The following is a 20,128-nucleotide window of genomic DNA, read 5'->3' on the forward strand; positions in this document are numbered from 1 at the left end:
GGGCCGAGCCCGACATGCCCCTCCCTGAGCCCAGCACGCGCATCTCAGTGGACATGTGCGACGTCCTCGGCGTCCCGGCCGGCCAGCAGTGCGGTGTAGAGGCGGTCCAGCTCGTCGATGTGCCGAGTCATGTCGTAGACCTCCGGGATGCCGTCGCGCAGCTCCTGCCAGAGTCCCGGCGTCCCCGTGGCACGCTCGATCGTCTCCGCGAGGCTGGTGGGGTCCCCTGCTGTGAAGTGCAGTCCGTTGACGCCGTCCGTGACCTTCTCGGCCATTCCACCGATGTCGCTGCAGATCACTGGGCGGCGGTGCAAGAACGCCTCCTGGATCACCAGGGGTGAGTTCTCCCACCACACCGAGGGAACGACGACCCAGTCGACGTGCTCCATCAGTCCGGGAAGGTGCTCGTGGTCGTACTTCCCGACGAACGTGACGGTGGAACGCGTGTACTCGAGCAGGGCGTTGAAGCGGTTCTGGAACTCGCCGGGTTGCAGCTCCAGATTGGCCCCGTGCACGCGTAGCTGCGGAAGTCGGCGCGGTTGTCCCCGCCCCCTTGCCGCGGCGTCGTCCTCCCCCTGCAGGATCCTCATGGCCTCCAGGAGCACGTCCACACCCTTGAAGCCGCTGAGCTGCCCGAAGAAACCCAAGCGATCACGTCGCGGACGGTCCGAGGTCCTCGCCGTCCGTCCCACGGGACGACGGCCGTACTCCTCCGTGCGGATCCTCTCCGCCGGGATCCCCCACTGGATGTACCGCTGTCGCAGGAACTCGCTCGGCGCGATGAACATGTCGACGAGGGAGAGGTGCGACTTGATGAAGCGCTCCCGCAGGAAGAACGTCTGCGGGGAGATGCTCGGAAAACACTCGTGGCAACGCCGCGGTGAGGCGCGGTGGCACAGTTCTTCGGAGCCCGTGCGCACCATCTGCCCATTTCGATGGCATATGGGCAGGTATTCATGGAGCGTGTAGACGATCGGTGTGTCCGGAAGGACGTTTTTGACCTCGCGGATCAGGTCGTAGCCGAGGAAGAGGGTGTGCTGGAAGTGCACGATGTCCGGTTCGTAGGCCTGGAGGAAACCGCGGAAGTGCCTCGTGTAGAAGTCCTTGCCCGGCTGGGTGCCGAAGAGGTAATCGAAGTCGTAACCGTCGGTGTAGAAGAAGTACTCGTCCTCTCCCTCGCCCGTGGCCCCGAAGCAGGTGCCGCCGTGCACGGAGCCGCTGTAGCCCACCGGCGGGCCACCCTTGGCCAGGAAGATCGACTGGTAGCCGGGCGTGGCGGCGAGGCTGCGATGCAGTTCGTAGGCGTAGGCCTCGGCGCCCCCGGGGCGGACGGCGGGGTGGTTGTGGCAGACGGACAACACGCGGCGCGTCATGGGATCACGGGTTCCTCTGCTGGGAGAAGCTCGTACAGGAAGCAGACGTGTGCCTGCCGGGTGATGCAGCGGTAGTGCTGCTCGACGTGCGGGCGGAGGACGTCGTCGGCCCGCCACCGGTCGAACGCCGTCCGGCTGACGACGAGGTAGGCCGCGCCCTGGCGGCGCAAGGTCTCCAACCGGTCGACCCGATCGGATCGGAGAGCCGGTAGGTGCATCGTCGATCGGCCCGGGAGCTGCAGAGCCGAGGCGCCCTCGCCGTCGACGACCACGACGGGCTGCCCGGCCGGCAGGAGGTGCTCGACGAGGTCTTGGATCTGCTGGGCCAGCAGCTCCCGCCGATGCCTCTCGAGTCCACCATCCGGTGCGGTGTCGGCCTGGGCGACGAGGCGACCGGCCGGGTTCAGGCTGTAGATGGTGCCGGTCTCGGGCAGATCCACCAAGGACTCGTAGTTGCGCTGCAGATGGATCGCGAAGTCGGTGTAGTGGTCGAGCCACCAACGGGTGGTGGCCGGCAGGACCAGGAAGTCGGCTCCTCGGGTGCGCAGCGCCTCGAGCGCCTCGATCGCGGCCGCGCTGTCCCGGGGGTGGTAACCGACGTACCCGCCGCTGTCGTCCTGGGGGAGGTGCCATCCCTGGCGCCCTTCCAGCGACACCAGGTCCGGATCGCCCTTGCTGACCACGGCGACCGTCGCGCCGGGCGGCACGGTCCGATGCACCAGGTCGCGCAGGCGTCCCACCAACGCCTGGTAGGCGCGGTGGCGGGCATGGGGGTCTTCCGTGGTGCGCGTTGTCTCCGTGCTCACGGTGACCCCTGGAGCGCGAAGACGACGCACGCGTCGTCAGCCGGGCAGGTGGTGTAGCGGTCCTCCAGGTGACGGCGCAGGCCCGTGTAGTGCGAGAGCCACCATGCCGCGGTCCGGGGGATGAGCAGGTGGCTCGCGCCCTGTGCGCGAAGTGCCTCGAGGTGCTCGATCGCCTCGCGGTCGTCCGCCGGGTAGTGACCTGCGTAGACGCCGACAGCGTCCTGGGGGAAGTGCATCGCCCGTCGGCCGTCGAGCTCCAGGAGGCGGTCGTCGCCCTTGCTCACAACGAGCACCGTGGCGTCTGGCGGGATCTGTGCGCGGACGACGGCCCGGATCTGCTCGATCACACCCGCGTACTCGGGGTCCGGACGGTGACCGTGCGCCCTCCATGGCCGGCCCCACTTCTCGGTGAAGCGCTGCCGGTTGGCCCGGAACAGCTCGCCGTACTCGCCAGTGGGCACGAGCTTCCCGAAGGAAGCCTCGCCGAAGTGGTGCACGAAGACGTCCTGCGCGCACACCACCCGCAGGTCGGCGGCACGCATCCGCTCTGCGTAGTCGTCGTCCTCGAACATCCCCAGCCCGAACCGCTCGTCGAGGTCCCCGACGGTCAAGTACCGGTCCCGGCGCATGGCGACGCAGAACATCGTCAGGACGGGGATGTCGACGGGCTGCGGCGGCTGCCGGCTGATGCTGTCGGCGAAGGCCAGCAGTTCGCCGTAGGTGCGGTACGGGGCAGGGATCTGTGCCTCGTTGCCGGCGGCGTTCGTCACCGGGCCCACCATGCCCACCGAGCCGTCGGCCAGGTGGGCCGTCAGCCCGTCCAGCCAGCCCGGCGGAAGGATCGTGTCGTTGTTGAGCAGGACCAGGAGCTGTCCTCGGGCCGCGGCGAGGCCCTGGTTGGCCGCGCGGACGAAGCCCCGGTTGGCGTCGTTGAGGATCGGCCGGATCCGGGCGATCCGCGTCGCCATCTCCTGCAGGTAGGTCGGGGTCCCGTCGGCCGAGGCGTTGTCGACGACGATCACTTCGGTACCCTCGTCCGTCGTCGCGAGGACGCTCTCCAGGCACATCCGGGTGAAGACGAGGTTGTCGTAGGAGACGATGACGACACTCTCCGCTGGGAACGTCGCCGGGGGACCGCCGCGGTCCGGCAGCGGGAGGGGGAGCGCGAGCACCCGTTGGACCGTGTCCTCAGGCACCCTGGTCGGCCGCTTCGAGACCGGCGTCAGGACCAGGTCCACGGGCAGGGGTGGGTCGGCTGCGACGTCGGCGCGCTGCCGGTGACCGGGTCGGCGGGCGCCGAGGTCGGCCAGCAACCTGCCCAGCACCACGTCGCTGTCGAAGCACTCCCGGGCCACCTCGACGGCGGCCCGGGAGTGCCTGTCGTAGTCGCCGACGACGTCGGTCACGGCCGCGACCGCGTCGTCTCGGGTCGTGAAGGGAAGCAGGCCTTCCCCTGTCGGCAGGACCTTGCTGAAGCCGGTCTCTTGGGTGATGACCGGTCGGCCGGCTGCCAGGTAGGTCGCACTGCGGTCGCTGAACCATCCGCTGCGCAGGCGCACGTTCTGGTCCTTGGCGACCGTGAACTCGCCCAGGGAGGATCCGATGTAGTCGCGATAGACGTCCATGTCGGTCGAGACATCCAGGCCTGCACGCACGGACCAGCCGTGCTCCTCGAGGACGGCGCGGTCGGCGTCGGACCAACTGCTCAGAGCCAGCTCGAACCGCTGCCCCGTGGCCCTCGGGAGATCCAGCACCTTGAGGAACTCCTGGTGCTTGCTCCAGGTGTACGTCTCACCTCGGAGCCGCACCGGGCGCCACTCCTGCCGCCAGTTGCCGACGGTGGTGAAGACCGGCCTCGAGCGCGTCCCCCTCTCCGCCCACAGGTCGAGGACGACCGGCTGTCGTGTGGGCCGGAACACGAACCGATTGGACACGGGCAAACCGCAGTCGGGGTTGCCGATGTTCTCCCCGAACGTGAAGAAGGCCTGGTGTGCCGACAGGAAGTCCACCGTCTCCGGCACGCCATCGTGCAGCTCGACCTGGAGCAGGACCGGATCGGTCTCCAGGTAGACCAGCCGGCCGGTCTCGGCGTGCTCGGCCAGGGGTTGGGTCCCACCGTGCAGGTTGACCAGGAAGGCGGCTGAGCGGTAGAGCCGCCGAAGCTCGGGCTCGCTCATCCCGTAGCACCTGCCGTCGGCGTGCAACGCATGGAAGGCCCAGCGATCGGCGAGCCCGAAGCGCCGCATCAGCGTTCCGAGGAAGTCGGCCGCGCGCGCGGAACTGTCGTCCTCCTCGTGCCGCATCAGCATGGAGGGCGTGCGGGCGTGGGCTTCCACGTAGTGGGCTTCGTACCCGAGCCGCTCGAAGCCCAGCAGGTAGTGCAGGGTCTGCCACACCACCCCCGCGACGGGCATCTTCGTGATCATCCCCAGCAGGACGATCTTCTCGGGCTTCCCGACGAGGGCGGTCATCGCGCACCCCTGCCGTCGGCCGGCACCACGATCGGGGCCGGTGGGACGACGGGCGAGGAACGCCTCCCGTTCTGGGCCTCGTACATCTCCCGGTACAGGCCTTCGGCCCTCACGAGTTCGTTGTGGGTGCCTCGTTCGACGATCCGGCCCTGGTCGAGGACGAGGATCTGTCCGGCATTGCGGACGGTCGACAGACGATGCGCGATCATGAACGTCGTCCGTCCGACCATCAGCCGGTCCAGCGCGTCCAGGATGACGGCCTCGGTCCGTGAGTCGATCGACGACGTCGGTTCGTCGAGGATGAGGATCGGAGCGTCCTTGAGGAAGGCCCGAGCCACCGAGATGCGCTGCCGCTCGCCTCCCGAGAGGTGCGCTCCGCCCTCGCCCAGGATGGTGTCGTACCGGTCCGGTAGCCGCATGACGAAGTCGTGGGCGTTGGCAGCTCGTGCCGCACTGATGATGTCGTCGGACGAGGCGTCGAGCCGGCCGTAGCGGATGTTCTCGGCGATGGTCCCCGAGAAGAGAAGCGGCTCCTGCAGCACGATGCTGATCTGCCGGCGCAGTGACTCCAGGGTGACTGACCGGATGTCGACACCGTCGAGTAGGACCTGCCCCTGCTTGGGGTCGAAGAAGCGCGGGATGAGGCTGACCAGCGTGCTCTTGCCGGCACCCGTCGGACCCACCAGCGCGACGACCTCCCCGGCCGGTGCCTGGAAGGAGATGTCCGTCAGCGTGTCGACGCGCCCTGCGTAGTTGAAGTGGACCCCGCTGAAGGTGATCGCGCCGGCCGCTCGGTCGAGGACCGTGCCGTCCGGTGGATCCTTGACCTCGACCTCCGTGTCGAGGAGCTCAGCGGCTCCCTCGAGGCTGATCAGTTGCTCCTGCGCCGCGGCAACCGTGCCGCTGATCTCCTCGAGCGGACGGTAGACGGCTCCGATGTAGGCCAGCACGACGAGCAGTTCACCGACCGTCATCTGCCCCTGTAGCACCAGGTGCGCGCCGTACGCCAGGACCACTGCCGTTCCGGCGGCAGTGAGCAGGTTGACGCCTAGCGAGAAGGCGGTCTGCCGCACGGTGACGTCGATCCGAGCGTCGACGGCCTCCCGCCCTTGGCTGCGGAAGCGCTGGTGCTCGTACCGCTCCCGGCCGAAAGCGACGATGACCCTCATCATCGACATCGCTTCGTGCACGATGGACAACGAGTTTCCTTCGAGCGCCCGCACGTTCCGCAGGCGCGGCTCCACCCGGTTGGCGTAGACGTGGGTCGAGTAGTAGATGGCGGGCACGATCGTGAGCGCCAGCAGGGCCAGCCGCGGGTCGAAGCGGTACGCGATGAAGCCCATTCCCGCGACGGTGAGGACGTTCTGCGCGAGTGGCAGCACCGAGACGGTGATCTCCCCGACCGACGCGGCCTGGTAGTTGATGGCGAACATGAGCCCGCCGGTGCGGGTCCTGTCGTGGAAGGCCAGGGATAACCGCTGCACGTGGCTGAACAGGTCGCTGCGCAGGTCGAAGATCATCCGCTGCTCGAGCCGCGTCTGCACGTAGGCGTTCAGGATGCTCACGGCGTTCGACAGGAAGGTGAGGAAGAGCCCGAGGAGGACAGCGAACAGGATCATCCGCCAGGGACTCGTGCCCACGAGCGTGGACACGAACTCGGGCGGGCGTCGATCGCCCAGCGCGCTGTCGACGAGGAAGGCGAGCGGCCAGGGTGCCGCCAGGCTGAGAGCGGCCAGCACCACCATCAGTACGACCGCGAAGCCCATGAGATGCCGGTACGGACGCAGGTAGGGGAAGACGCGTGGGATGTACCGGAGTGCGGCACCCAGCCCGTGGGACTCCTTCACCGGAGGCCGTGCCCGGTTCGCCGCCGGGCGTGGCTCCTCCACCGCACGCGACCGTCGCCGAACGACCCACCGGAAGGGCCGACGTGTCGGCTTGCGGTGTCGGGCCCGGCCGCCGCTCATCGCGCGGCCTCCTCGAGACAGCGGCGAACGCCCGTGGACAGCCACGTCAGGCCGCGGGCCATCTCGCCGAGTCCGACGGCGAGGACCACCACGGCCACCAGTTTGCTCGATGCCGCCAGCAGGCCTAGGAGCGTCAGGAAGGCCACCGTGGTACGCCAGCGCAGCCGCCGTCGGACCTGCAGTTGGACCCAGCCCTGGACGTGGCCGCTGGTCACCAGGTCCCCGGTGGCGAAGGGGCCGGAGCGGATCCGCGCATCGAAGTGGGTCCAACCATTCCCAGGAGCGACGCGGAACCCCGAACGCTGGAGGACGGCGACCGCAGCCGCCGTCACCTCGGCGCGTTCACCAGGACACGGAGTCATCACAGTACTGCGGTCGACGGTGGTCAGCGGCCCGGGAAGAGCCGGGCCGGGCGGGCACTCGCGCCGTGCCACGGTCCGATGGCGGGCCCGTCCCCAGGTGCGCACGAGCGGCTGGAGCAGGTGCAGGACCGCCACACCCGCTCGGAAGCGCAGTCGGCGGCCGGCGTAGGTCCGCGGGGGATCGGCCCGGGCGAAGTCGGTGCACACCAGCACGAGCAGGCCGAGGAGCCCAAGAACGGCCGGCAGGACGAACGCCGGGAAGAGTAGACCCAGCGGCGCGGTGAGAAGCACGGCCGTGAGGCCGGGGACCCCCACCTGGTGTGCCAGGTCCAAGGCGTGCCCGCCCGCTCGGTACACCGACTGGTAGGCCGCCGTGCCGTACGGTCCCCGGTACACCCGTTGCCGCCACAGGGTCGGCGCCGCAGCATCGTAGATCGAGCCGCGCCACCGGGCCGTTCCCCAGGGAGTGAATCGGTCGGGATGCCGGGCCTCGACCAACGCCTCGCTACGGCCGTAGCCGAGTTGTTGGCGGAGGTAGGGGCGCAATCCGGCCCGACGGTGGTGCCACACCAGGGCTGCAGGATGGAAAGCGATGTCCCAGCCCCGGTCGAGGACGCGCCAGCACATGTCGACGTCGTCCCCGGCGGAGGTGTAGACGGGGTCGAAGCCGCCCGCTTCCAGGAGCACCTGCTTCCAGAACGCCATGTTGCAGCCCGGGACGTGTTCCGCCCGGTCGTCGCTGAACAGCACGTGCACCGGTCCTCCCGGCGCCCGGGCCACGCGTTGCTCCCCGGGGCCGGCCTGCGGGGGCGGGACGTTGGGTCCGCCGACGCCACCGACGGTCGGACCGTCCAGTCCCAGGGCCAGGTGGTACGGCCATTCCTGGCTGGGGTAGGCGTCGCTGTCCAGGTAGGCGATCAACTCGCCAGCGGCGGCCTCCAGTCCGGCGTTGCGAGCCACCGCGAGACCCCCGTGGGGGATGCGGAGGAGCCGCGCCCGGGGATGGGACGTGGTGATCTCGGCGGTGTCGTCAGTGGAGCCGTCATCGACAACCAAGATCTCCAGCCCGGGGTACTCGAGGGCGCACGTGTGCATGAGGCACTCGTGCAACGTGGTCGCCGCGTTGTACGCACAGATGACGACGGTGAGGCTCGGCCACTCGACCGGCAGGTCCGCAACCGACCGGCTGTTCCACTGCGCGGCCACGTCGAGCGCCGGACGAGGGGATCGGTCGGTCGCGGTGAGGCCGAAGTGCCAGCCCTCGACAGCAGCGTCACCCACCCACCACTCGTCGCACCAGGAGAAGAGGCAGGTACCGGCTGCGCCTCTCTCCACTGCTGTCTCCATCTGCCAGTCGATCACCTCCGCCTGGCGGGCCTGGCCGGCACTGTCCTCACCCGCGTCGATCCCCATCTCGCCCAGGACGAGCGGCCGGTCCCCAGCCAGGTGGTGGAGCCGGGTGAGGTATCGACGGAAGTCGGCGCGCCTCTCCAGGAAGACGTTGAAGGTCACGAAGTCCAGGCAGTCCAGAGACAGGAACTCCGTGGTCGGGTAGTTCGCGTAGGTCACGAGTCGGTCAGGGTCGACTGCATGGACGATGTCCGTGAGGTCGTCGATCAGCCCGACCACGCGGTCGGTGCCGTGCCATCGGACGGCGTCCGCCGGCACCTCGTTGCCAAGTGACAGCCCCAGGACCCACGGGTTTCCGGCGTACCGTTCGGCGGCGGACCGGACCCGGGCGGCGGCGTCCTGTGCCATGCACCGACGTGACTTACGCGACGTCCCGACCAGATACCGCCAGTCGGGGTAGAAGACGTCGACCAACAGACGTAGACCCCAGTCGGCGGCGAGATCGACGACGTCGTCGGGCGGCGGGGTGTAGGTCCGGACGACGGTGAACCCCGCCTGGCGCATCATCGCGAAGTCCCGCTTGACCGTATCTCGCTCGGGATACCTGGCCCCGTCGCAGCGAGGCCGGAACGTCCCGTACGTGACCCCCCGGAACAGGAAGCGCCTCCCGCCCACGGAGAAGTGCTTCCCGTCCGCCCGAACGTGATCGCTCACGCCGGCCACCGATGACTCAGGCCCTCGTCCGAGCGGCCCCAATGACGATCACCGCGACGGCCGAGACGATGGCTCGAGGAATCGATCGAACAGGGCGGCGGCGTGGTGGACTCCATCAGATCCCCACTCGGTCTCGCGACGACGGGCTAAGGCTGCGCACGGCATCGGCTGGGGGAGAGGACTGGCTGTCCGGTGTGGCTAACGCAGAGGCACATATTCGGACGGTCAGGTGCCGTTTCGCAAGCGGCTCCGGACCAGGGCCCGTTCGATCCAGAGGTACCGGAGTCCGGGACCCTTGCCATGTCCTCCAGGCGCCACCCCGACCTGGGACGAGGACTCGACGCCGTGTGTAGAGGTACCGCGACGTGCACCTCAGGACCGTGGGGCACACATCGAGTTGGAGCACTCATGCCTGCACCACGCTCTCCTGAGTGCGAAACCACTCCACGGTTCGAGTGAGGCCCTCGGCGAAGCCGATCCTCGGTTCCCAGCCGAGCTCCCGCCGCGCCACGGTGATGTCCGGCTGGCGGACGCACGGGTCGTCGACGGGGCGGGGGACGTAGACGATCTCGCTCCTGCTGCCGACCAGGTGCTTGATCGTCTCGGCGATGTGGAGCACCGAGGTCTCGTGCGGATTGCCGATGTTCACCGGACCGGCCAGGTCGCTGCGCAGCAGTCGCATGATTCCTTCGACGAGGTCGTCGACGTAGATGATCGACCGGGTCTGCGAGCCGTCGCCTGCCACCGTGATCGGCCGGCCCGTGAGGGCCTGGGTGGCGAAGGCCGGGATGGCCCGTCCGTCATTGGGGCGCATCCGGGGGCCGTGGGTGTTGAAGATCCGCACGATCGCCGTATCGACGCCATGCGTCCGCCGGTAGGCCATGGTCAGGGCCTCGGCGTAGCGCTTGGCCTCGTCGTACACCCCGCGCGGCCCCACCGGGTTCACGTGACCCCAGTACGTCTCTGGTTGCGGGTGGACCTGAGGGTCTCCGTAGGTCTCCGACGTAGAGGCCAGCAGGAACCGGGCGCCCTTCTCCTTGGCGAGGCCGAGTGCGTGCAACGTCCCGATGGACCCCACCTTGAGGGTCTCGATCGGCAGCATCAGGTAGTCGATCGGTGAAGCGGGACTGGCGAAGTGCAGGACCTGGTCGACCGGACCGGGCACGTGCACGAACTCCGTCACGTCGGCCTTGACCAGGTGGAAGCCCGGCCGGCCCAACAGGTGCTGGACGTTGACAGGGGTGCCGGTGATGAAGTTGTCGAGCGCCACCACCTCGCACCCGTCGTCGAGCAGGCGGTCACACAGGTGCGAGCCCAGGAACCCCGCGCCTCCCGTGATTACGACTCTGGGCATGATCAAATCCTCACTCGGGGGTAGTGCAGGACAGGGTCCGTGAACACATTGCGTAGTGGGTGGTTGCAGGGCTCTCTGGCAACGGAATGACCATGTGTCGGGCTCGGGGCACGAGTGCCACCACCCGATACGCGCCGCAGGATCCGGATGTCGGAGATGACCGGGAGGCTGCGACGGGTCGCGGCCGGGCAGGGGCGACACGGCCCTCGGGGGCCGCGGGGCTGTGGCCGATGACCGGACGCAGCGCTGCCGAGACGCTGGACACTCCGCGGTTGCCCCAGGACCAGCACGGACGCGATGTCGAGGACCTGACGGCGAACCCGTGCGGTGGCCGGTTCCCGGAGCGGCAAGCCGACACGGGGAACCGTTCCGTGCCCCCGAGGGCCGACTGGGCCGGCCGTCCGCCCCGCGGCCGACATCCGTCGGAGGATCCGGCCGACGTCCGCCCCCGGACCGTGGTCCGCGCATCGGGCCTCGAAGGTCTCCACGTGAGGTCCGCCGGTGAAGTGTCCGCGGGCGACGACGTCCTCCCAGTTACGGTCCAGGCGGTCGCGGACACGAGTGGTGGTCCCCCGGCCGTTGAGGAAGGGAGTGGATGTGGTGGCGGTCATACCGACACGCCTGAAGCCGAGGGGCGGCGACGGTCTCGCGCCAGTGGAAGCGTGAACGACCCGTTGTCGGGCTGGCCGGTGGACGCCCCGGCCCCGGCCTCCACGTCCTCACCGGCGACGCCGGTCAACTCGTCCGTGGCTGCGAGCACCCGGACGACCTCGAGGCCTCGCTCCCCTGGGGTGTCGGGCCGCGCACCCGTTCGGATGCACTCGATGAAGTGCTGGTCCTGGAGCTGGAGCGGCTCGGAGAAGGGGATGTACGGGGAGACGATGTCGCCGGTGCGGTAGGTCACCGGCAGGGCGTGGGCCTCCATCGGGTCGTCGATCTCCTCGACGTCGACGCCGATGTCGTAGATGCGGATCCGATCGGTGTCCGACATGTCGTCGTAGACCGCCATCTTCTTCTCGCCGACGACGGTGACCTGCCGGACCTTGTTCGGCGTCAGCCAGCTGACGTGGACGTAGGCCCGCGTCTGCGACCGGGGGAAGTCGAAGCGGAGGTAGGCGACGTCGGCGTGCTGCCTGCTGATGTGGCTGTGCGCCCACACCGTCGCGCACGACGGCATCTCGTCGAGGATGTAGGACACGATCGAGATGTCGTGCGGGGCGAGATCCCAGATCACGTTCACGTCGCTCTGGTAGCGCCCCAGGCTGAGCCGTGCGGTGTCGACGTAGAGGATCCGGCCCAGTGCGCCCGAGCGCACGAGCTCCCGCAGCTTCCGGACGGCCGCGTTGTACTCGAACGTGTGGCCGACCATCAGGTGCACGCCCTGGCGGGTCGCGGTCTTGACGAGGAGTTCGGCGTCCTCCACGGACGTGGTGAGCGGCTTCTCCACGAGCACGTGCTTGCCGGCCTCGAGGGCCTGCTGCGCGATCGGCGCGTGGGTCCGGGGTGGCGTGGCGATGACGACGGCGTCGACCTGGTCGAGGACGTCGGCCAGGTGGGTGGCGAGGTGTGCTGACGGGTAGTGCATCGCCGCTTCCGCCAGCCGCGCGCGCTGGCCGTCGACGATGGTCACGTCGACGCCCGGGGTGCTGCTGAGCACCCGGACGTGCTTGGAGCCCCAGTAGCCGTAGCCGACGACGGCGATGCGGTCACGCGACGGAGCGGGAGTCTCCTGCAGGAGCCACTGGTGCGTGGACTCGGGGCGTCCGCTGTCGCGGGTGTGCTGGATGGTCGGGACGTGCAGGTCGTTCTGCATGGGATCGGTCCTTGGAGCATCTGTGCTCGCGCACAGGAGAAGAGGGCGGATTCCGGCGGCGTGCTGGCCGGGTGCAGGTTGCGGTGCGGGATGACGAGCGTGGGGGCGAAGCGCCGTGCACCTGACTCAGCCGGGGCGGGATCCCGGGTCGTACGTCTTCTCAGAGGTCCGGTCAGCGGCACGCGCGTTGGCGAGGGCCAACGCCTGCGCCGGGGCGACCTCGGGCGCGGTCGAGAGGACCGCCAGTTCGTTGGCAGAGGAGGAGCCGCTGCCGGTCCCGCAGGCGGACGTGTTGCTGGCCGAGCCCGAGGTCGGCGCTGTCGGCGCGGTGGGGACCAGGGGGGTGGGCGTCCGGAGCGGCGCGAGCGGATACGAACGATCTGTGGGCCCGCTCGAGGGCACGACTGCAGTCGCTGTGCCTGCCCGAGCAGAGCGGGCCTGACCCTTGCCGTTGCCCGCAGAGCTGGTTCCCGTGGCTCCTGGTCTTCCCGTGGAGCTCAGCCTGAGCGCATCGCGGACCTGGACGCTGCGGCAAGGGTCCGTGGCGGAGATGAGCACGGCCGGCGCCTCTGGAGCAGCCGCCTGTGCCGGTGGAGGTGTCGCTGCCGTCGCAGGGGTGGACAGGAGGGCGGGCGACGGTGCCTCGGGCGATGGTGCCTCGGGCGATGGCGCCTCGGGCGATGGCGCCTCGGGCGATGGCGCCTCGGGCGATGGCGCCTCGGGCGATGGCGCCTCGGGCGATGGCGCCTCGGGCGATGGCGCCGCGGGCGGCGTCGTCACCGGTGGCTCAGCGTGATGGACGGTCGTGATCCGGATCTGGGTATCGACCGGTGCTGCGATCGAGGGCTCAGCGCTCGAGCTGACGCTCGGCTGGTCATCTTCGCGCGCGTTCGTCGCGGTCGTCTGCCCACCACGGGTGTCCGCAGTGACTCTCGGCTCTCGGGTCTCCGACGCATCGGCAGCCGAAGACCCTGCGCCTGCGTCCGTCCCGGCCCCGTCCTGTGTCGTGGCCGACGGGCCGTCCTTCGTTGTCTCCTCGCTGGAGGGGCGGTCCCGCTGTGAGTCCTCTCTGGCGGGGACCGATGCCAGCACCGCGGGATCGGTGTCGTCGGTGGCTCCCGTGCCGGATGCAGTCGACCTCGACTGCGGCGGGTCGTCGGCCTGAGACGGAACGGGTCGGGAGTCGGTGTCCGTGGCTGGCAGGTCCGGGCCTGCATCCCTGGGGTCGGCGTGCCCCTGCTCGGGGGCGGTCACGGGTGGCTGTGGAGCGTTGATCGGTGGCTCAGGCGTCTCGGGACCGGTCGCTGGTTCACCGGGTTCCGGTCCAGTGGTGCTCCCCGTGTCCGGCTCGGAAGCCGGGGGTCCGGGCTCCTGTGGATCCACGGCGGGCGGGGGGACCGGGTCAGAGGGGGTGTCGCCAGCGGGGAGATCCGAGCCAGGCGCCGGGGTGGAGGAGCCCGAACTGGGCGGGGTGGTGGTCTCCTGCTCGGGGCTGTCCCCGGGCGGAGGCGGATCTGTGGTCGGTGACTCGGGTGACTCGGGGACTGTCGCCGGTTGCCCGGGTTCCGGGGGAGTGGTTCCCTCGCCGGAACCCGACGCCGGTGGTTGGTCGGGCGGAGCAGGGCTGTTCGGCGGGTTGTCCGTGGCAGGGACGTCGGGCGTCCCAGCGGTCCCGTCGGGGCCGCGGCCGGCGTCCGCGGGCTGTCCCGGCGGGGTGGTGCCGGGGCCGCTGCCGGGAACGGTGGGCCGTCCCGGTGGGGTGCCGTTGCCGGTGTCGCTGGGCCGGTCGGGTGCGTTTGTGTCGGTCTCGCCCTCGGGTGCGTTGCCCGGGTCGGCCGGGCGGCTCGGTGGGGTGCCGTTGCCGGTGTCGGTGGGCCGGCCAGGAGCGCTGGTGTCAGGTCCGGGATCGGGCGCATCGCCGGGCTCAGTTGGCCGCCCCGGTGGGGTGCCGCTGTCGGCGGGTCGACCCGGTGGGTCCGCCGGCTGCTCAGGCGGCGAGGCGTCGTGGCCGCGGTCGCTGTCCGCCGGCGATTCCGGTGGGGTGTTGTCGGAGCCTCGATCGGATGGAGTGCCGGCGTCCGTCTGTCGGTCCGGCGTGGTGTTGTCCGGCCCCCGATCCGGGGTGGCGCCCTGGTCCTCGGGACCTCGGTCGCCGGACCGGTCCGGAGAGGTGCTCTCGTCGATCGGGCTGCGGTCGCCGGTGTCGATGGGGCCGTTGTCCGACGGTCGGCCGGGGGACTCGTCGTCCCTGGAGGGGGCTTCGTCCCTGGACTGGCTGCCCGAGTCGGCGTTCTCTGCTGAGTCGTTGTCCGAGGACCGGCTGGAGGCGCCCTGCTCTCGTGAGGAGTCGTTGTCCGAGGTCTGGTTGGCGGAGTCGTCGGACCCCGAGGAGTCGTTGTCCGACGACCGATCCGAGGAGTCCTGCTGCCGTGAGGAGTCGTTGTCCGACGAACGGTCCGAGGAGTCCTGCTGCCGTGAGGAGTCGTTGTCCGACGAACGGTCCGAGGAGTCCTGCCCCCGGGAGGAACCGTTGTCCGACGACCGATCCGAGGAGTCCTGCCCCCGGGAGGAACCGTTGTCCGACGAACGGTCCGAGGAGTCCTGCCCCCGCGAGGAACCGTTGTCCCGGGACTGGGAGGACGACCCGCCCCCAGCCGAGCCGTCACCCCCCGGCTCGGCTTGAGCCGGACCCGCCAGCAGGCTCAGCAGCAGCCACGCGCCCACCACGGTGAGGACGGCGACGAGGAGACGGCGGCCCCAGGACTCCCCGGTGGGATGGCGGCACTCGTTCGTGACGGTCGTGCCCGGCATCTGCTCGCCGGGCGACCGCACGGCGGTGCAGCCGACCCCCACGAGAGTCCCCCTCGGTCACAGAGCGGCGGTGCGAGGTGACCCGGAGTTGGAGCCCCTCACTGCTGTGCGATGACCGGAGACCCTTCGTGGCGCTTCCGGAGATTGGAAGCCCCGTCGGTCCCGTGGTGAACCGGCTTCGGCGAGGTCTCACCGTGCGTGAGGGATTAGGCCGATGCCGTGCCGAAACCGGGGAGTCCTGACTTCGTTCAGCGGTCGGTGCGGCACTCCACGTTGCTGAGGCCAGCCTCAGCATCCCCGGCGTCGTTGTCGCACGTGACGGTCGTCCTGTCCCGGATCGCGCGCGGCCCGGCCACGTTGATCGCGAAGCCGGGGACGCCGCCCGCCGCGTTACCGGTGAAGACGGTGTCCCGGCCCCAGCCGTCGACGACCTCGTGCACCTGGAAGCCGTCCTCGGACGCCGACGTCCCGACGTTGCCCTCGATCGTCCATCCGTTGCCCTTGACGTCGACCCAGGAGTCGGCCTCCACCATCGCCGCGCCGTCGAAGGTGTTGTTCCGCAACACCCCGCCGGTCGTCCCCTCCTTGACGTCGACCGCCTCGGCCGTCGTCCCGGCGATGTCGTTGCCCTCGATCAGGTTGCGGTCGCTGCGGTCGGGCTCGCACTCGGTGAGCTGGCACCAGTTGCTCTCGGCGCTGCCCACGTAGATCCCCTCGCCGAACTTCGGCTTGCGCAGCCCGGTGTCGCGGACGGTGTTGCCGACGACCACGTTGTCGGTGCTGTTGGTCCGCAGGTGGATCGCCTCGTCGCCCATGGACGTCACGAGCAGACCCTCGATCCGGTTGCCGACGCCGGCGTCCACCATGACGCCCTTCTGCCCGCCGGTGACGGTCAGCCCGCTGACGTGCCAGTACGTGGCACCGGAGAGGTGCAGGGTGTAGTCGCCCTCGACGTCGCCACCGTCGAGCACCGCGCCCCGGCCGCCGCACAGCCCGATCGGGGCGTCCGCGCCGGCCTGCGCGGACGCGACGAAGTTGCCCTCGTACCGCCTGTCGGCCAGCCGGATGGTCTGTCCGGGCCGGGCATCGTCCAGCGCCTGCTGCAGCTCCCGCGCGGTGCTGACGTCGACCACCTCGCCGCCGTCGCACCCGGCCGTCGCGGCCGGCGGGGCAGGAGCCGGTGCGGCGGACGGCGACGGAGACGCGCCCGGGGACGACGACGGCGCGGGCGACGTGCTCTCCGCCGCCGTCCCCCCGTCGGACGACGACTCGCCGGTGCACCCCGCGAGCAGCGCGATGCCGAGGAGGAGGGACAGGCCGGCCGGTCGTCTCATCCGCCCACGGTAGGGGAGACCGCGGGTACGGGAGGTGACCTCGGCGGGCCACGTTTTCTTGTTCACGCAGTCCTCCCTGAGGCGACACCGCGGCGGCCGACGTCCACCCTCAGCGCCGGTGGTCGCTCGCGGCGCAGGTCGTCCCGGTAGGGCGCCGTCCCCGGAGCCACCCGGTGCTTGCGGGCCCGCAGGGTCAGGCCCAGCGGGAGGCCCAGGACGACCACCCAGAGCAGCAGCATCGGGTGGTTCGGGATGAACGTCGACCAGTACGCCCAGTTGTCGCGGTCGGTCTCCCATCCCTCGACGTCGTTGTCCGCGACGTTGACGGTCACCCCCTCGGGCACCCGGAAGGTGTCCAGCCCGCTGGGCCCGCGGCCGCCGATCGTGTTGCCCCGGACCGAGGAGCCCTCGGACCGGCCGACGACCGAGATGCCGTGGGCGGTGGCGGCGGCGACGGTGTTGCCGCTGACCTCCGCCGTGGCGTCCCGCACGCGGATCGCCGTCCCGCCGCCGGTCACCTCGTTGCCCTCGACCGTGGCCGAGCCGCCCTCGACGGAGATGCCGAACCGGTGGTCGCCGCTGACGGTGACCCCCTGCACGGTGGTCGGCGCCGCGGTGTCCACCAGGACGATGCCGTCGCGGTTGTCCACGAGGTGGGTGTCGCGGATGACGACGTGGTCCCCGTCGACCACCCGAGCGCCGGCCCGGCCGTTCTCCCAGAACTCGCCACCCTCGATGGTCACGTCGCCGTACCCCTCCAGCGACGCCCCGCCCGCGGACATCCCCTCGGCCAGCGGGGTGCCGCTGAAGAAGATGCCGTAGGCACCGTTCCGGGTCGCGGTCACCGACGTGTAGGACACCGACTTCGAGGCGTGGTCGGTGGAGAAGCCGTGCCGGCCGTTGCCGCGGGCGGCCGAGGCCTCGATCGTCGTCTCCGCCGTGCTGCGGTGCAGGGACAGGCCGTCGACGGTGTTGTCGACGAACGTGGCCCGCGTGAACTCGAGGTCCTCGCCCTGGGAGGCGAAGGCCCCGTAGTGGCTGTCCCGGAACGTCGCGTCGACCACCGACCCGGTGGCCACCGTGCTGGAGTTCCCCGTCCAGGCGACTCCGCCCGTCCGCCCGGCCCAGAAACCCAGGTGGGCGAAGCCGGCGTCCTCGATGGTCAGGTCGCCGCTGACCTCACGGACGTACGCGCGGCCGTCCTCGACCTCCTCGTCGGGGGCCCCGCGGTCCGGGTCCCAGCTGGTCACCCTGAGCCGGCCGGCGTCGTCGCCGGAGAGGAACAGGTCGGCCTTCCACGACACCAGCGTCGCGAACCCGGACTCCTCGCTGCGCAGCCGCAGCGTCGTGCCCGGGGCCTCGATCGCCAGGCGCGCGTCCGGCGCCACGAAGACGTGCTTGGTGAGGAGCACGACGCCGCCCGGTTGGAGCTCCGCCGCGCCCAGCTTCACCAGGTCGCCCAGGTCGTAGGCGAGACCGCCCGCGGTGAGCACCAGCGTCTCCTCGTCGTCCAGGGTGACCGTGTAGGGGGCCGACCCGGGGCGCACGGAGGCGACGAGCGTGAGCAGCCGCTGGTCCTCCTCGGCCAGGAGCGCGCTCTGCCGCTCCGCGCTCGTCCGGTCGAGGTTGGTCAGGCCGGCAGCCGGCCGGGGCAGGGGCACCCCGGCCGTCACCTGCTGTCCGCCCAGCGGGCCGGTGAGCAGGGGGACGGCGAGCACGGTGGCGGTGAGCAGGAAGGCGGCGACCAGGCGCGGGCCGGTCACCAGCCGCCGGCGGGTCACGCCGCCACCGCCGCGGGGCCCAGGCTGGCCTCGTCCTGACCCTCGCCGCCGGTGAGGTCGGTGCGGCGGGTGAGCCAGCCCTGCTTGTTCATGGTGAACAGCGCGTAGGTCTTGATCGGCAGCGCGACCATCGCGATCACGAGGGCGACCAGCGGCAGGATCAGCACGTCCGACGGCCGGCGCCGCAGGTGGCTGGTGCTGCGGATGGCCCGCCCGACGAACACCCAGGCCAGGGCCAGCGCCAGCGCCTGCCAGCCGCGGTCGGAGAAGCCCGAGGCGACGACGTAGTAGACGGCGGCGAACATCGTCACCGGCGTGAACAGGATCTGCAGCACGGTCACCTGGCTGACCAGGGGGACCTTCCACAGCCAGCCCTTCCACGCCGCGGTCAGGTAGCAGCGGTAGGAGTTGCGGCTCCAGCGCACCCGCTGCTTGCAGAAGGCGCGGAACGTGCTGGGGAACATCGACAGCGCCCGGGCCCCGGCCTGGTACACGGTCCGGTAGCCGCTGGCCAGCACGAGCCAGGTCAGCCGGCCGTCGTCGCCGGCGATGCAGCGCCGGCCGAGGAAGAACTCGTGCTCGAGGTGCTCGAGGACCGGCAGGACGGCGCTGCGCCGGTAGGCCGCCGTCCGCCCGGAGACGCAGACCACCGCCCCGGCGCGGCCGGTGGCCGGCACGTAGTCGAGGTAGCGAAGGTCGATGATCCAGTCGGCGACCCGCCGCCAGATGCTCGAGGTCGGCAGGTAGACGTTCTGCCTGGTGCTGACCGCGCCCACTGTGGGGTCGGCGAACGGCATCTGCACGAAGCTCAGCAGGCCCGGTCGCCACAGCGTGTCCGAATCACACAGGACCAGGACCTCACCCTTCGCCGCGCGGATGCCGACGCCGAGCGCCGATCGCTTGCCCTCGTGGGCGAAGGAGATGACCGTCAGGCGGCTGTCGTCGCGTGAGGTGAGCCGCTGGAAGGCCTCGGTGTCCTCGACGTCGAGCACGACGATGACCTCGGTGGGGTGCTGTGCCAGCCAGGTGTCCAGGCACCGTTCGAGCACGTCGGGGTCCTCGCGGAACGAGGGCACCACCACCGATGTCGTCGTCCGGAAGTAGTTGATGGTCGGCCGGTAGCGGGCGGACAGGACCTTGCGGATCAGCCAGATGGACCAGGACAGCGCACCCACGACGCCGATCGGCAGGAACAGGTGCCAGTCGCGGGCGATCACGGACAGCAGGTCGGACACGGTGAAATTCCCCCATGAGTGCAATGGCGGTACGCGCGCAGCGTGGAACCGCAGGGATCAGCCACCGATCGGCGGCGATCGCGGGCAATGGCCCTGGATGGTGAGCAATGCCTGAATCGCTCCAGTGGAAAATGCAGGCCCCGGGTCCCGGTCGCCTGACTCCAGGCGGGCACCAGGACTCGACTCGACGGCCGGACGGCCGTTCCCAGGCCCTCGGGAAGAGTCCGCGCAGAGCGGACGAGGGCGCCCGCACCGCGGTGCGGACCCGGGCCCGCCCCCCGCATCGGGACGGTCCCCCCAGTTCAGCCGGTCGCGAAGGTCTCGCGCGCCGACTGGGGGGATCATGCAGGCCCGGTCACTCTCCGCGCATGTCGAATTGCGTGAACACTTCGTGTCATGACGCTACTCGTCAGTCCCATGACTGTGCGTAATGGACCGTGATGCGCATTACCGACGCCCTGCACTGGCGCCGCGCACTTCTGCCGCCCTACGGTGCGCACCTGGCCGCGCATTCCTCGCGGCATTCCGGCGCGTCGCGTCGACGACTTTCTCGGAACGGGGACGGCATGCAGATCTCGGTGATCGGTTGCGGCTACCTGGGCGCGGTGCACGCGGCGTCGATGGCGGAGTTGGGGCACGAGGTGGTGGGCATCGACGTCGACGAGCGCAAGGTGGCGGCGCTGTGCGACGCCAGGGCGCCGTTCTACGAGCCGGGGTTCGAGGAGTTGCTGCGGAAGACGCTGGGCACCGGCCGGTT

Annotated in this window: 12 protein-coding genes; 2 read left to right on the top strand and 10 right to left on the bottom strand. The window is 70.3% G+C overall.

Annotation, left to right across the window (positions count from 1 at the left end; genetic code table 11):
- Nucleotides 1-44 precede the first annotated feature (44 nt).
- The 7 genes from ACI782_RS22640 to ACI782_RS22670 form a co-directional block, all read right to left on the bottom strand.
- Nucleotides 45-1,373, bottom strand: coding sequence for a glycosyltransferase family 4 protein (locus tag ACI782_RS22640; protein WP_456912359.1), 1,329 nt, complete (start codon nucleotides 1,371-1,373; stop codon nucleotides 45-47).
- Nucleotides 1,370-2,179 (bottom strand): hypothetical protein, encoded by an 810-nt coding sequence (locus tag ACI782_RS22645; RefSeq protein ID WP_456912360.1) that lies wholly within the window; start codon nucleotides 2,177-2,179, stop codon nucleotides 1,370-1,372. Before ACI782_RS22645 ends, ACI782_RS22640 begins: the two co-directional genes overlap by 4 nt.
- On the bottom strand, nucleotides 2,176-4,650 hold the full coding sequence (locus ACI782_RS22650; protein WP_456912361.1) for a glycosyltransferase family 2 protein: 2,475 nt from the start codon (nucleotides 4,648-4,650) through the stop codon (nucleotides 2,176-2,178). The genes ACI782_RS22645 and ACI782_RS22650 overlap by 4 nt, the downstream gene beginning before the upstream one ends.
- A complete protein-coding gene (locus ACI782_RS22655) occupies nucleotides 4,647-6,617 on the bottom strand; it encodes an ABC transporter ATP-binding protein (protein WP_456912362.1) in 1,971 nt (656 codons plus the stop codon). The genes ACI782_RS22650 and ACI782_RS22655 overlap by 4 nt, the downstream gene beginning before the upstream one ends.
- Nucleotides 6,614-9,052 carry a glycosyltransferase gene (locus ACI782_RS22660; RefSeq protein WP_456912363.1) on the bottom strand — a complete coding sequence of 813 codons (2,439 nt, stop codon included), beginning with the start codon at nucleotides 9,050-9,052 and terminating at the stop codon, nucleotides 6,614-6,616. Before ACI782_RS22660 ends, ACI782_RS22655 begins: the two co-directional genes overlap by 4 nt.
- Before the next feature lie 397 nt (nucleotides 9,053-9,449).
- Entirely contained in the window at nucleotides 9,450-10,397 is a 948-nt protein-coding gene (locus tag ACI782_RS22665; RefSeq protein WP_456912364.1) for a UDP-glucuronic acid decarboxylase family protein, read from the bottom strand.
- A gap of 607 nt (nucleotides 10,398-11,004) precedes the next feature.
- Nucleotides 11,005-12,210, bottom strand: coding sequence for a Gfo/Idh/MocA family protein (locus ACI782_RS22670; protein ID WP_456912365.1), 1,206 nt, complete (start codon nucleotides 12,208-12,210; stop codon nucleotides 11,005-11,007).
- A gap of 2,170 nt (nucleotides 12,211-14,380) precedes the next feature.
- On the opposite strand from ACI782_RS22670, the gene ACI782_RS22675 reads away from it, so the two are divergent.
- Nucleotides 14,381-14,893, top strand: a complete 513-nt coding sequence (locus ACI782_RS22675) for a hypothetical protein (RefSeq protein ID WP_456912366.1) — start codon at nucleotides 14,381-14,383, stop codon at nucleotides 14,891-14,893.
- A 376-nt stretch (nucleotides 14,894-15,269) separates the two neighbouring features.
- On the opposite strand, the gene ACI782_RS22680 is transcribed toward ACI782_RS22675, so the two are convergent.
- The 3 genes from ACI782_RS22680 to ACI782_RS22690 form a co-directional block, all read right to left on the bottom strand.
- Nucleotides 15,270-16,355, bottom strand: coding sequence for a hypothetical protein (locus tag ACI782_RS22680; RefSeq protein WP_456912367.1), 1,086 nt, complete (start codon nucleotides 16,353-16,355; stop codon nucleotides 15,270-15,272).
- 62 nt (nucleotides 16,356-16,417) lie between these two features.
- Nucleotides 16,418-18,136 (bottom strand): right-handed parallel beta-helix repeat-containing protein, encoded by a 1,719-nt coding sequence (locus ACI782_RS22685; protein WP_456912368.1) that lies wholly within the window; start codon nucleotides 18,134-18,136, stop codon nucleotides 16,418-16,420.
- Entirely contained in the window at nucleotides 18,133-19,371 is a 1,239-nt protein-coding gene (locus tag ACI782_RS22690) for a glycosyltransferase (RefSeq protein WP_456912369.1), read from the bottom strand. Before ACI782_RS22690 ends, ACI782_RS22685 begins: the two co-directional genes overlap by 4 nt.
- 566 nt (nucleotides 19,372-19,937) lie before the next feature.
- On the opposite strand from ACI782_RS22690, the gene ACI782_RS22695 reads away from it, so the two are divergent.
- The coding region (locus tag ACI782_RS22695; protein WP_456912370.1) for a 3-hydroxyacyl-CoA dehydrogenase NAD-binding domain-containing protein at nucleotides 19,938-20,128 on the top strand (191 nt) is incomplete at its 3' end.

It is taken from the genome of Geodermatophilus sp. SYSU D00703 (assembly GCF_054050155.1).

Bases quoted from the DNA above. Each gene is read 5' to 3' on its own strand.
- ACI782_RS22670 (WP_456912365.1), bottom strand. From the start codon at position 12,210: ATGCAGAACGACCTGCACGTCCCGACCATCCAGCACACCCGCGACAGC.
- ACI782_RS22650 (WP_456912361.1), bottom strand. From the start codon at position 4,650: ATGACCGCCCTCGTCGGGAAGCCCGAGAAGATCGTCCTGCTGGGGATG.
- ACI782_RS22655 (WP_456912362.1), bottom strand. From the start codon at position 6,617: ATGAGCGGCGGCCGGGCCCGACACCGCAAGCCGACACGTCGGCCCTTC.
- ACI782_RS22665 (WP_456912364.1), bottom strand. From the start codon at position 10,397: ATGCCCAGAGTCGTAATCACGGGAGGCGCGGGGTTCCTGGGCTCGCAC.
- ACI782_RS22640 (WP_456912359.1), bottom strand. From the start codon at position 1,373: ATGACGCGCCGCGTGTTGTCCGTCTGCCACAACCACCCCGCCGTCCGC.
- ACI782_RS22680 (WP_456912367.1), bottom strand. From the start codon at position 16,355: ATGAGACGACCGGCCGGCCTGTCCCTCCTCCTCGGCATCGCGCTGCTC.